Source organism: Amycolatopsis sp. cmx-4-54 (assembly GCF_046548895.1).
In the GTDB taxonomy this organism is placed as follows: domain Bacteria; phylum Actinomycetota; class Actinomycetes; order Mycobacteriales; family Pseudonocardiaceae; genus Amycolatopsis.
The window spans coordinates 208800-221262 of record NZ_JAEBEJ010000011.1; the positions used below are offsets into that span (position 1 = coordinate 208800).

Annotated in this window: 12 protein-coding genes; 4 read left to right on the top strand and 8 right to left on the bottom strand. The window is 69.4% G+C overall.

Annotated features, from left to right (window positions below):
* The first annotated feature begins 60 nt into the window (after positions 1–60).
* Entirely contained in the window at positions 61–573 is a 513-nt protein-coding gene (locus ACLJQ7_RS32060) for a hypothetical protein (RefSeq protein ID WP_410651883.1), read from the top strand.
* Here the strand turns inward: ACLJQ7_RS32060 and ACLJQ7_RS32065 are convergent.
* From ACLJQ7_RS32065 to ACLJQ7_RS32100, 8 genes are all read right to left on the bottom strand, one after another.
* Positions 551–964, bottom strand: a complete 414-nt coding sequence (locus ACLJQ7_RS32065; protein WP_410651884.1) for a hypothetical protein — start codon at positions 962–964, stop codon at positions 551–553. The genes ACLJQ7_RS32060 and ACLJQ7_RS32065 overlap by 23 nt on opposite strands.
* Positions 965–968: 4 nt before the next feature.
* A complete protein-coding gene (locus ACLJQ7_RS32070) occupies positions 969–1601 on the bottom strand; it encodes a LuxR C-terminal-related transcriptional regulator (protein ID WP_410651885.1) in 633 nt (210 codons plus the stop codon).
* A 135-nt stretch (positions 1602–1736) separates the two neighbouring features.
* The gene (locus ACLJQ7_RS32075) at positions 1737–2384 is read right to left on the bottom strand and encodes a response regulator (RefSeq protein WP_410651886.1); all 648 of its coding nucleotides are present in this window, start codon (positions 2382–2384) and stop codon (positions 1737–1739) included.
* Positions 2385–2665: 281 nt separating this feature from the next.
* Positions 2666–3502, bottom strand: coding sequence for an NAD(P)H-binding protein (locus ACLJQ7_RS32080; RefSeq protein ID WP_410651887.1), 837 nt, complete (start codon positions 3500–3502; stop codon positions 2666–2668).
* 11 nt (positions 3503–3513) lie between these two features.
* Positions 3514–4872 carry an MFS transporter gene (locus ACLJQ7_RS32085; RefSeq protein ID WP_410651888.1) on the bottom strand — a complete coding sequence of 453 codons (1359 nt, stop codon included), beginning with the start codon at positions 4870–4872 and terminating at the stop codon, positions 3514–3516.
* Between the two features lie 247 nt (positions 4873–5119).
* Positions 5120–5659, bottom strand: a complete 540-nt coding sequence (locus ACLJQ7_RS32090) for a GtrA family protein (RefSeq protein ID WP_410651889.1) — start codon at positions 5657–5659, stop codon at positions 5120–5122.
* A 267-nt stretch (positions 5660–5926) separates the two neighbouring features.
* Positions 5927–6427 carry a GtrA family protein gene (locus ACLJQ7_RS32095; protein WP_410651890.1) on the bottom strand — a complete coding sequence of 167 codons (501 nt, stop codon included), beginning with the start codon at positions 6425–6427 and terminating at the stop codon, positions 5927–5929.
* Positions 6428–6437: 10 nt separating this feature from the next.
* Positions 6438–8684, bottom strand: coding sequence for a sigma-70 family RNA polymerase sigma factor (locus ACLJQ7_RS32100; RefSeq protein WP_410651891.1), 2247 nt, complete (start codon positions 8682–8684; stop codon positions 6438–6440).
* 257 nt (positions 8685–8941) lie between these two features.
* Between ACLJQ7_RS32100 and ACLJQ7_RS32105 the strand changes: the two genes are divergently transcribed.
* The 3 genes from ACLJQ7_RS32105 to ACLJQ7_RS32115 all read left to right on the top strand — a co-directional run bounded on the left by ACLJQ7_RS32105 (position 8942) and on the right by ACLJQ7_RS32115 (position 12443).
* The gene (locus ACLJQ7_RS32105) at positions 8942–9814 is read left to right on the top strand and encodes a GGDEF domain-containing protein (protein ID WP_410651892.1); all 873 of its coding nucleotides are present in this window, start codon (positions 8942–8944) and stop codon (positions 9812–9814) included.
* Positions 9815–9895: 81 nt separating this feature from the next.
* Entirely contained in the window at positions 9896–11263 is a 1368-nt protein-coding gene (locus ACLJQ7_RS32110) for a glycosyltransferase 87 family protein (protein ID WP_410651893.1), read from the top strand.
* Positions 11238–12443 (top strand): glycosyltransferase 87 family protein, encoded by a 1206-nt coding sequence (locus tag ACLJQ7_RS32115; protein ID WP_410651894.1) that lies wholly within the window; start codon positions 11238–11240, stop codon positions 12441–12443. The genes ACLJQ7_RS32110 and ACLJQ7_RS32115 overlap by 26 nt, the downstream gene beginning before the upstream one ends.
* The last annotated feature ends 20 nt before the right edge of the window (positions 12444–12463 follow it).

Consider the following 12463-nt stretch of genomic DNA (forward strand, 5'->3'; position numbering starts at 1 on the left):
TTCCCCAAGTATCTCCCGATCGGGCAGTGCCGTGGAAGTGCGCCGACTTACCGTCGGGGGGTGCGTGCGACGGCGTTCCGCTACCACCCACCGGTGACTCCGGTGGCCGCGGCGACCCTGGAGATCGGCAAGGTGGCGGTCACCGTGGAGTTGTCCTTCGAAGGCGCGCTGTACGCGCGCCACCGTCCGCCCGGTGTGGTGGAGCGGATGGAGGCGGAAGCGTTGGACCTGCTGTCGAAGGGCTTGTTCGTCAGCGGGATCGACACGCCGGTCGCGACCGTGACCGGGGCGGCGGGACACCGGTTCGTCCAGCAGAGCGCCGAATTCCGGCCGCCGGACGCCCGGCTCTACCGGGGCATGTGCGGGGTGGGCGCCAGCCGGAACGGGCTGACCCTGACCGGCATCCTCGGCTATCGCCTCGAAGTCCGCGCCGGGTGGGCCAAACGGGCAGGCGAATGCGGTCCGCCCGAGACGGCCGCCGAATGGTGCGAGTCGTTCGGCGGACAGCTGTCGTCCATCGGCGGGGTGGTCCTGCGGCGGTCCTCGGTGCTCAGTCTCGGTACTCCGCCGTGACCGTGACGACGAACGCCGCCCTGGCCGGCAGGCCGAGGCTGACCCACAACCCGGTCGGATCGGTCCGCCCGACCGTCATCCGCAGCGGCTGCTCGCCGACCGTGAGGAACTCCGTCCGGAGCAGGGCCCGCAGCGAACGGTCGAGCAGGGTGTGCTCGTCCCGGACCTTGTCCGCCTGCGCCGTGACCAAATAGGACAGTTCGCACCGCTCCGCCCGCACGGCGCCGGTTCCCGGACCGGCGCCGTGCAGGGCGAAGAGGAACAGATCGACGCTCGAGACCCGCGTCTCGGTCTGCCAGGTGGGTTTCGGCGGATCCAGCCGGACCACCGTCCCCTCCGGCAGATGGGGCGCGATGAGCAGGCACAACTCCTCGTCGACCTGGCTGATCACGGGGTCAGATCAATCCCTCACGCAGTGCGTAAGCCACCGCGTGCGAGCGGTTCCGGAGCTGGAACCGGTTGGTCACGTCGTGCAGGATGCTCTTCACCGTGCGCTGCGAATAGCAGAGCTGGTCGGCGATCTCCTGCGTCGAGAACCCCGACGCGACCAGCTTGAGCACCTCGGTCTCCCGGTTGCTCATGCCACCGAAGTGCAGGCCGCGCGGCTGCAGCACCTGGCGTTGCAGCCGCGAGACCCGGTGCAGCAGCCTGCCGAGCAGGTCGGGCGGCAGCGCGCCTTCCCCGGCCGCGGCCGCCTTGACCAGCCGGACCAGGACGTCGGCGCCCGCCTCGGAACGGCGGGCGACCGCGCAGACGCCGTGTTCGATCGCGCTGAGGATCTCGTTGTCGTCGACTTCACCCGCGACGAGCACGATGCGGGTGAATCCTTGGTGGTGGAGTGCGGACAGCAGTTGCGTCATCGCCTCGTCGAGGCGATCGGTGACCAGCAGGGCCACCATGGTCGGGTCGGCGGTCTCCCCGTCCACCAGCCAGACATCGTCACGGGAGCGGAGCGTCATGCAGACGCCGTTGTGCAAAATCGGATCGGTGGCGCGGACGACCACCGGTGTCCTGTTCGGTTCGAACATGTGATTCCCATTCCCCTCGAACGGTGCGAGGGTCCCACCCCTCGCGCTACTCACCCTGCCGGGTGAGGTGTCCCGAGCGCATGGGACTCCGGTCCCGAAATTGCCCGAAAAGCCGCCCTAATCGGGGTCGCTTTTTCAGCGGCCCAACCCCGCTTCGCGAGCGAGCACGATCGCTTCGGCGCGGTCCGCGACGTGGAGCTTGCTGAAGACGTTCGAAATATGGTTCCGCACGGTTTTCGGGCTGAGGCAGAGCGTGCTGGCGATGGCGGTGTTGCTGTGCCCGCCCGCGATGAGCGAGAGGACCTCTCGTTCGCGGGCGGTGAGTTCCGGGAAAACCGTGTCCGTGCTCGGCTGCGCGTGATTGAAGAAGCCGAGAACGCGCGTCGCGATATCGGGCCCGAAGATCGCTTCGCGCCTCGCGACGGCGTGAACGGCACGGATGATTTCGTCGGGCTCCGCGTCCTTCAGCAGATATCCGCGGGCTCCGGCCCGCATCGCCGAGAAAACGGATTCACTCTCGTCCGCCATCGTCAGCATGAGCACGCCGACGTCCGGCCGTTCGGTGACGATGTGCCGGGTCGCATCGGCGCCGCTGATATCGGGCAGATGCAGGTCCATGACCACGACGTCGGGGCCGAGGGCGCTCGCCGCGCTGATCGCGTGCGCGCCGCTCGCGGCCTCGCCGACCACGTCGATCAGCGGTTCGCCGGCGAGCAGGGTGCAGACCCCGAACCGGAACAGCGGATGGTCGTCGACCACGAGCACGCGAAGGCGTTCGTTCATACGGTTCCCCCTGTCTCCCCGACGCGGCACGTTAGCGAGAGGGCCGGTCGGCGGACAACGCGTGGTCCGGACAGCGGACCGGCGAAAATTAAACGCCTGATGAGTATCGCGTATCGCCGGGGCCTGCCCCAAGTCTTTAACCCTTTCGGCGCAAGTTCGGGTCTCAAGTCCGTGAAGGCCTCCTTGAGGGACCCAGGGTCCCTCAAGGAGGCCTTCACGGACCGGCGGGAGCAAGGTGGGAGCCAAGTGGTAGCAAAGGTCCCTTGCTCGCTTTCCGCAGGTCAGGCGAAAGAAGCGGTGTGTTCCCGAGCCCAGTCCGCGAACGTCAGTGGCGCCCGCCCGAGTAGCTCGCGGACGGTGTCGAACACGATCTCCTCGTTCCCGGCCGACTGCCGTTTGAGCTCGAAGAGCCCATCGACCGCCGAAGCGGGCCAGCCGTACCCGAGCATCCTGGCTCGCGAAGCGGCTTCGGGCTCTTCGACGTACATCAGCTGCCGCCCGAGCGCCTCACCGAGGATCTCGACCTGCCGTCGTGTCGTGAGGGCTTCGCCGCCGGTGATCGGGTACGTCTTGCCCGCGTGCCCATCGCCGGTCAGCACGGTCGCGGCGACTTCGGCGATGTCGCGGACGTGCACCAGCGCGGACGCCGGGTCGCCTTCGGGGACGCGGACGACCCCGTCGACGCGCACGGCGTGCAGCCACGCGAACCGGTTGTCCATGAACGTGCCGGGGCGCAGGATCGTCCAGTCCGGCCCGGCTTCGCGCACGGCCCGTTCCGCCTCGGCGTGCACGAGGGAGATGCGATCGGTCTGTCCGAAGTGGACTCCGGTGGTGGAGAGCTTGACGACGTGCGAGACGCCGGCGGCCGCCTTGAGCACGGCTCGCTCTTGGGTGAGCGGGTCCGAGCCGTGTCCGGAGGTCAGGACGAACACGCGGTCGACGCCGTCGAGCAGGGCGGGATCGAAGGCGTCGAGATCGCCGGTGGCGACCTCGGCCCGCGGATGGACGCGGGCGCGGGCGGGGTCGCGCGTCAGGGCGCGCACGCGAGCGCCCCTGTCCAGCAGCGCGGGGACGAGTTCGCGGCCGATTTTGCCGGTGGAACCGAGAACGAGAATCATCGGAAGACTCCTTAGTGGTGGTGCCGCAGCGGAACGCGCGGCAGGAAGAGGGAAGCGGCGAGGCCGACGGCCAAGGCGGGGACCATCACCCGGAACACGCCATCGAGCGCGGCGGCGTAGCCGGCGGGACTGTCGTCGGTGAAGGCGTTCGTGAACACCGCGCCGAAAACGGTCAGCCCGGCCGTGGTGCCGAGGGAACGCAGGAAACCGACGGTCGCCGAAACCGCGCCGAGATCGGTCCTGGCGGCGTTCTGCTGCGCCGCCATGGAGAGCACCTGCATGTTGAGCCCGGCGGCCGCGCCGAACACGACGAGATAGGCGACGACGATCGGCAGCGGCGTCGATTCGTCCATTGTGGACATCGCGAGCGCGGCGGCGAGGCCGAGGGTCATGCTGAGGATCGGGGCCCAGCGGTAGGCGCCGGTCTTGGCGATGACCCGGCCCGCGACCATCGACGACGCGGCGACCGCGAGCGTCATGGGCAGCAGCAGGAGCCCGGCTTCCGCAGGTCCGGCGCCACCCGCCGTCTGCAGGAAGAGCGCCAGGTAGTTGACCGAACCCAGGAAGACGAATCCGGCGGCGGCGCCGGCCAGCACGCTGAGGCCGAACATCCGGGAGCGGAAGAGCCGGAGCGGGATGACGGGTTCGGCCGCCCGGCGTTCGATGAGCAGGAAGGCGACGAGCAGCACCGCGCCGATCGACGCCGACAGCGGCGTCGCCAAGGTCAGGCCGACGATCGCGCCGGACAGGACGACGATGCCCGCGAAGTCGAACGGTGCGGACGTCCGGCGTCGTTCGAGGCGCAGGAATCGCGCGACGACGCCGAACGCGGCCAACCCGATCGGCACGTTGAGGCCGAAGATCGACCGCCAGCCCGCGAGGTCGGTCAGGACACCGCCGACGACAGGACCCGCGAGCGAGGACCCGGCGAAGCAGATCGAGAGCCAGGCGAAGTAGCGGGCGCCTTCGCGTCCCGGGAACAGTTCGCCGATGATCGCGGCGACGGCGACGAACAGGCCGCCGGAGCCGATGCCCTGCAGGACGCGTGCGGCGATCAGCAGCGGCATCGTCGGCGCGAGCGCGCAGGCGAGGGAGCCGAGGACGAACAGCGCGATCGCGGCGAGCACGACGCGCTTGCGGCCGAAGAGGTCGCCGAGTTTTCCGTAGACCGGCGCGCTGACACTGCCCGCCAGCAGGTAGGCGGTGGTGACCCAGGTGAACGACGCGGCGCCGCCGAGTTCACCGACCATGCGCGGCAGCGCGGTCGCGACGACTTGGGCGTCGAGCATCGCCAGGAACACGGCGGCGAAGAGCCCGACGAGGGCAAGGGTGTTTCGGGCGCGCGGAGGCGCTCCGAGAGTGGTGCTCAAGAAAGAGATCCGTTCACTGGAAGAAACGAGGGAACGCGAGGGACGCGGAGCAGTGCCCGAAAGCAGCCCCGGATCCCCGCCAAGACGGGAAAAGGCTCAACCGTCATCCGAACCGGATGCGGTCCTCTTCGCGCTTGGCGATCACCTCGAATTCGTCCCGCTCGACCGTACGAACCCGGCCGGCGTCATCAGTGAAGGAACGTTGGCATGGATGACCCTAGACAATCACATGTCTCAAGACAAGTACTTAACGGAGGGGAATGACGTCTTCGTCCGGCTTGTCGCTGTCCCGGCGGCGTTTGCCCAGCTCATCCGGGAAGACCCACTTCTTGAACCCCCAGAAGCGGAAGAACATCGCCAGCAGCATGCCGATGATCGACCCGCTGGTGAAGTCCGCCAGCTCCTGGACGAACCGCGTCACGTGCGGCACTTCGAGGTCGAAGATGTAGCGCGACGTGTACAGCGGGATCAGGTTGACCACCACGGCGATGCCACTGATCACGAAGAAGAGCGCCGCCTCGTGATGCCGTTCGCGGCCGCCGCGGGTCCGGAAGGACCACTCGCGGTTGAGGATGTAGGACACGATCGTCGCGACGATGATCGCGATGGCCTTCGCCGTGGTCGGCTTCGACTCCAGCACGCTGAGTTTCAGCAGATACCAAACGCCGTTGTCGACCAGGAACGTCGTGCCGCCCACGATCGCGAACTTCAACAGCTCACGGTACTTGATCAGCACGGATCGGAGCGGCTCGGGCGTCCTGGAAAGGACGGATTCGACCACGGTCACCAGATCAGTCTAATTCGCGACGCCCGCCGAACGGGTCGGCAGGGGATGGACAGCGCGATATAGGGCGCTTTGGGCGATTCGGCGACGAGCGGTTTCGCGCGACCCAAGGGACGACACGCTGTGGGAGCCTGCCGCCCGCCCTGCCTCCGCCGGTGTTGCGAAAGCCACTTTCGTAACCTTCAACGTTGCGAAAGTGGCTTTCGCAACACGTCACCCACGTGGTCGGACGCCCGGGGGAGCAAGGGACCTTTGCTACCACTTGGCAGGTCAGGCGGCAGAATCGTCGGGAATGCCGGAAATCTCCCGCCCGCCGCCCCGCAGCAGCCGCGGCCGCGCGTCCGCCTCCGGGAAGACCCACTTCTTGAACGACCACCAGCGGAACGCCGTGCCGAGCAGGGTGCCGATGATCACGCCGCTCACGAAGTCGGCGATCTCCTGGGTCAGCAGCCCGACGTAGGGCTGCTCCAGCTTGAACACGTACCGCGAAACCAGCTGCGGAAGCGCGTTGAGGCCGAGCGCGATCGCGCTGAGCAGGAAGAAGAGCGCCGCTTCGTGGGCGCGCTCACGCCCGCCGCGGGAGCGAAAGGACCATTCACGATTCGCGACGTACGAGAAAACGGTCGCCACCAGGACGCCGATGATCAGCGCGGTGACCGGTTTGTCGGTCAGCACGGTGAACTTGAGCCCGTAGGTGATCGTCATCGTGATGACGAAACTCGCGCCGCCGACCAGTACGAACCGCAGCAGTTCGCGATGCTTCCCCCGCATGTGGGCGACGCTACTGGAAAATGCGGTCGACCACTCCGTTGGGCCGTGTGGACGGCTTGGTCTTGCCGGGCTGCGGCGGCGCGCTCGTGGTCGTGGTCGTCACCGGCTGGGACGGCTCCCGCTGCGCAGGCGCCGAAGGCGTCACGGACGTCAAAGGCTTTCTCGTCGGCACGGGCCACCCTGGCCGCCCGGGCTTCGTCGTGCCCGGAGCGCCCGAAGGCTTCGAGGTGACCGAAGGCAGCGAAGGCACCGTGGTCGACGGAAGCAGCGCGTTGTCGTCACACCAGAGGTGCCAGCAGTCGAGATAGACCTCGACCGGCTTCGCCTTGGCAGTACCGAGAGTGGCGTTCACCGTCACCGGGATGTGGGCGGGCGGGCGGCCCTTCAGCGTCACCGTCAACCTCGCCGTGCGCCCCGGAGCCAGCGAACCACGTGAAGTGCACGACGCACCTTCGCCGGTCGGAGTGCATCGGATGCCAGAGAAACTCGACGAGTAGAGAATGCGGTGATCGAGAGTGATCGTCACCGGCTTCGTCGACTTGCCCGTGTTCGTCACGCTGACGTTCACCCGCGGGCTGCGGTGCCAGGGGAGCAACGACAGCCAGTCACTGGTGGCGCTGAGGGTGAGTTCGTCCACGGGGGCGGGCGGCGCCGGTACCTTGACCTTCACCTCGACCCGGACGTTGATCTGCGCGCCCGCCGTCACCGAACCGGTCACCACGCTGCCGTCCTTGGCCGTTTCGTCGGCGAGCAACCGGAACGTCAGCACCGCGGACTGTCGCGGTTCGAGGCCGGTACCGGTCCGGCAGGTCACCGTGCCGGTGCCGCCGGGGCAGCTCACCGCGATCGTGGAGGGTGCCTGCTGCCGGAAGCCGGTGGCGCCCACCGCTCCGCCACCCGCGGCGGGAACGGCCTTCACCCCCCTCGGCAGATTCAGCGAGACCGCCACGGGCTCGGACTTCGATCCGCCGTCGTTGCGCACGGTGATCGGCAGGTCGGCCGCATCGCCGGGCTTGAGCTGGACACCACCGGACGGGGTCGACGCCGTCATCACCGGAGGCGACGGGGTCACCGGTGAAGGCGCGGGCGGCTCGGCCGGTGTCGGGGTCGGCGCGGGAGTGGGCGTGGGCGCGGGAGCCGGAGGCGGCACCTGCTGAGCGGGCGGCACGGGCTGCTGCGCCGGCGGGACGGCAGGCGGCGCCGCGGGCGGGTCGGCCGGTTCGGGAGCGGGCGCCACGGCGGGCGGCGGGGCCGCCGCGGCCGCCGGGATCTCCTGTGTGCCACCACCGGCGGCGAGCGCCACCGCGACGGCGGCGACGATGGCCACGCCCGATCCGGCCACTCCGGCGAATTGGCGCGGTCCGGCCGCGGCGGCACCGGCGGCGCCTCCCGAACTCGAACCCGCGGCGGCGGCCGTCGCGGCCGCGGTGACCGCGCTCGCCTTGCCCGCCCCGGTCGTCGCCAGGTAACCGAGAGCCGCGCCACCGAGCACGATCGGCGCGATGATCCCGCGCAGACCGGTGTTGACGTCGGCCAGTTCCGCGGCCAGCGCGCGGCAGTTCTCGCATTCGTCCAGGTGGTTCTCCACCTGGGTCCGTTCGCGTTTGGACAGTCCGTCGCGGGTCCACGCGCCGAGCTTGTCCGCGCTCGCGCGGCAGCGTTCGGCGGAGTTCTCGGCCAGGTGGACCTGCAGATAGGCCTGCCGCAGCCCTTCACGGGCGCGGTAGGCGAGCGCGGAGACGCCGTTCGCGGTCAGGCCCAGCAGCGGCGCGACCTCGGCCGGCGTCTGTCCCTCGATCTCGGTGTGCCACAGCACCGCCTGCCACCGCTCGGGCAGCCGGGCGAACGCCTTCGCGGCGAGCGTGCGCTCGAGCCCGGCGACGGCGGTGTCGGAGAACGGGACCGTCAGCGCCTCGCCGACGGCACCGCCGACGTCGGACATGTCCTCGTTCAGGTCGACGCGTTTGTCCTTGCGCGTCTTGTCGTAGGCGGTGTGCCGGAGCGCGGTCAGCAGGTACGCACGGAACGCGGCGTCGGGGCCTTTGCCGCCGCGCAGCGTGTCCAGCACCTTCGCGAAGGCTTCCGAAACGAGGTCGTCGGCTTCGGAACTCGAGCGGGCGAGCTGGCGTGCGAGGTTGTGCGCCGCGCCGGAGTGGCGCTCGTAAAGGGTTCCGTAAGACGCGATCTTCCCGTCACGCACCTCGGCGATCAGCTCGGCGTCACTCTTACCGGAGAGATCGGCGGGAACGGTGGACACGGGGCTCCTTCATCTGCTGGTTCGGCGGGTCTACTGTCTTAAACGCCCGAACCCGCTCAGTGTGACGGACTGGGCGACGCACGTCACCTTGCGGCCCCGTCGATGACCCGGAGAGCGCAACAGCTTCACCCGGCCCGGGTTACCGAAGAGTTCGGAAAGATCCTTGGAAAACGCCGTCACGCGCGGCGTGGACCGGCGTCCCCACCGTGAAGCGATCGCAAGATCGAAAAGATCGGAACGGAAAGGGGCGGTGGGCAGTGGACGTACCGGCCACCGGTGCGCCGTCCGGGGGATCCGACGGGCAAGCCGCCTGGAACCGGTTCGAACGAGATCGCACGCTCCGCGCACTGCGGGCCCGCTGGCGGACGGCCAGCCTGGCCGCGGGCTGGCGTTTCCCCAGTGACTGGGGCCTCCCCGAGGTCGACGCCGTCTGCGCGGCGGTGATCAAGAACGGCCGGGTCGCTCCCGCCGAAGTGGCGGAGACCGCCCTCGCGGGACTGGGCCGGGCACGGGCCGCCGCGGGCGCGGGGCTCGCCGAAACGCTCGCGGACCTCGCGGCGTTGCACGCCGTGCTCGCCGACCCGGACGCGGTGGACGGTTTCCTCGCGCCGGACGTCGACTCCACGCCGTCCCGGTTGCTCCGGGTGACGGCGCTCGCCTGGGCGGACGTCGCGACCGATCAGCTGGTGAACACCGAGGTCACCGAACCCCTCACCGGGTTGCCCACCGCCGCTTACCTGAGGACCCGGCTGAGTGAGCTGTACCGCCAGGCCCGCCGTGACGAGCGGCCGGCCGCGGAGGCGCACACGCTGCTCGTGGTCTCGATGGACTTCAGCTCGGTCGCGGGCTGGCCCCGGCTGACCGGGATGATCCTGGTCGCGGACGCGCTCAGGCAGGTGTTCGACGGCGGGGAGAGCGTCGCCTCGATCGGGCCGTCCGTCGCGGGTGCTCTCGTGCCGAAGGACGTGCGGCTCGCGTCTTCCGGCGTCGCGCTGCGCAGGGCGCTCAACGAGCGGCTTTCCGTGGACGCCCAGTTGCGTGACACCGGCCGCCCGCAGATTTCGGCGGTCCGGCTCCCGGCGACCTACGACCTCGCGTGCGAACTTCTCGGTACCCTCGCACGCTCCTGACGCGGGGTAGCGTAAGACGTTCTCCAGGTCACGGGCGACCCAGTCGAGGTGCGACGACCCCGTTCATGATTTCCTGTTCGCGTGACCCGGACTGTTCCCGCCGACGCCAACGGCGACATTTCGGCGAGCCGACCGCAGCATCGCCTGTCGCTGCGGAAGTCGCTCGCCCGCTTGTCCGTCCGGCCGAGATCGATCCTGATCCTGTCGGTGATCCCGCTGGTCGCGATCGGTTTCGGGATCTGGGGCTGGCAGCACGAATGGGTGCTGGGCGTGGACAGCGCGGTCTACCGTGCCGGTGCCGAGACGCTGTTGAACGGCGACCCGCTGTACGACGCGAACACACTTCCGGTGGAACCGTGGTGGGCGCTGCTGCCGTTCACCTACCCGCCGACCGCCGCGCTGCTGTTCATCCCGCTCGCGATCGTCCCGACGCAGGTCGCCTGGGGGCTCCTGACCGCGGTTTCGCTGCTCGCGCTGGCGCTGTGCGTCCGGATCGCCATCGGCGCGCTGCCGAAGCCCTCCACCGACGGCCCCCGCTGGTGGGCCTCGCCCGCCCGGTCGACGATCGCGTTCTTCCTGGTCTTCCTCGGCCTCGAACCGGTGTGGCGCACGATCTTCCTCGGTCAGATCAACATCATCCTGATGGCGCTGGTGATGCTCGACATCCTGGTCATCGGGGCGAGGGGCAGCCGCTGGGGCGGCGTGCTCGTCGGCGTCGCCGCCGCGGTCAAGCTCACCCCGATCGTGTTCCTGGGGCATCTGTTCATCACCGGCCGCCGGATGGACGCCGTCCGCGGGCTCGTCACCTTCGTCGTGATGCAGGGCCTGATGTTCCTGATCATCCCGCACGACGCGGCCCGGTACTGGACCTACACGCTGCCCGACACCGGCCGCATCGGCCCGGTGCACTGGGCGGGCAACCAATCGCTGAACGCGCTGATGAACCGCTTCACCGAGCTCGCGCCCTGGGCGTCCAAAGCGGCGATGGGGATCGGCGCGCTGCTCGCGATCCCGGCGATCTGGCTGGTCCTGCGCTTCCACCGCAAGGGTCAGGCGCTCGCCGCGATGCTGGTGACGGCGTTCTGGATCCTGCTGATCTCGCCGATCTCCTGGACCCATCACTGGGTGTGGGTGGCGCCGCTGGTCGTCCTGCTGGTCTCGCGGCTGCCGAAGACCACGCCCGCCACCGCGTGGAAACGCTGGCTGGGCACCTTCGCCGTCTTCTTCGTCTTCATCAGCTGTGTCCTGCTGATCCTGCCGAACGGCCGCAACGTCGAGCTCCACTGGCAGGTGTGGCAGAACATCCTCGGCAGCGCGTACATCTTCATGCCGCTGGTGCTGGCGGTCGCGCTGGCCGGGCGCTGGTGGTACCTGCGCCGGAAGCGAGGCTCCGCGGATACCGCTGTGGGGAACAACGACGAGCATGCTGAAGTCGCGTCCGGCGGCTGAGGCCCGGCGCGTCGGGATCGCGCTGGCGGGTGCGCTCGCACTGGCGATGCTCGCGCTGGGCGTCGTCGCGTGGCTCGGCGAATGGCACCTCGGTGCGGACAGCGCCGTCTACCGAGCCGGCGCTCTCACGCTGCTGAAGGGTGAACCGCTCTACACCCGCGAGGCGCTGACGACGTTGCCGCCGTGGGTGCTGCTGCCGTTCACCTACACCCCGGCCGCGGCGCCGCTGTTCCTGCCGCTCGCGCTCGTGCCCGCCGGGCTGACCTGGGGTGTCGTCGGCGCGCTCTCCGTGGTCTGTCTGAGCGTGGTGATCTCCGTGGTCGCCCGCGCCTGCGGTGCTCCCATCACCCGATGGTGGGTTCTGCCGCTGGCTACGTCGGCCGCGCTGGCGCTGGAGCCGGTCTGGAAGACGATCTTCCTCGGGCAGATCAACCTCATCCTGATGGCGCTGATCGTCCTCGACGTCCTCGTCCTGTCGGCGCGCGGTTCGCGCTGGGCCGGGGTGCTGATCGGGATCTCGGCCGCGATCAAGCTGACGCCGCTGATCTTCGTGCCGCATCTGCTGTTCACCGGCCGCTGGAAGGACGCGCTGCGAGCGCTCGGCACGTTCGCCGGGCTCGAAGCCGTGATGTTCGCGGTGATCCCCGGTGACGCCGTCCGGTTCTGGACCGAATCGGCGACCGACCCCAGCCGGGTCGGCTCCGTGCACTGGATCTTCAACCAGTCACTCAACGGACTGGTGAACCGCGCCTCGGAACTCGCGTCGTGGTCACTGGCGGTGGCCATCGCGATCGCCGCCGTCCTGGCCGTACCCGCCGTCTGGCTGGTCGTGCGCCTGCACCGCCGCGGCGACCCGGTCGGCGCGCTGCTGGTGACCGCGTTCTACGGGTTGCTGCTCTCGCCGGTGTCCTGGTCACACCACTGGGTGTGGACGGTGCCATTGCTGGTCCTGCTCGTCATCCGCCGATCGTGGGTGCCCGCCGCCGGCGTCGCGGCGCTGTTCGCGAGCGGCCTGATCATGTTCGTGCCCAACGGCGGGGAGACCGAGTTCGGCTGGGGGCTGGGCTGGTCGCTGCTCGGGAACGTCTACGTCCTCACGGCTGCGATCGCCATCACAGGACTGGCGGTGCGGGAGCTGCGACGCGGGTCCGCCCAGGTCGTGGCGGTGGCGGCCAAGTAATCTGCACGACGCGGTATGGA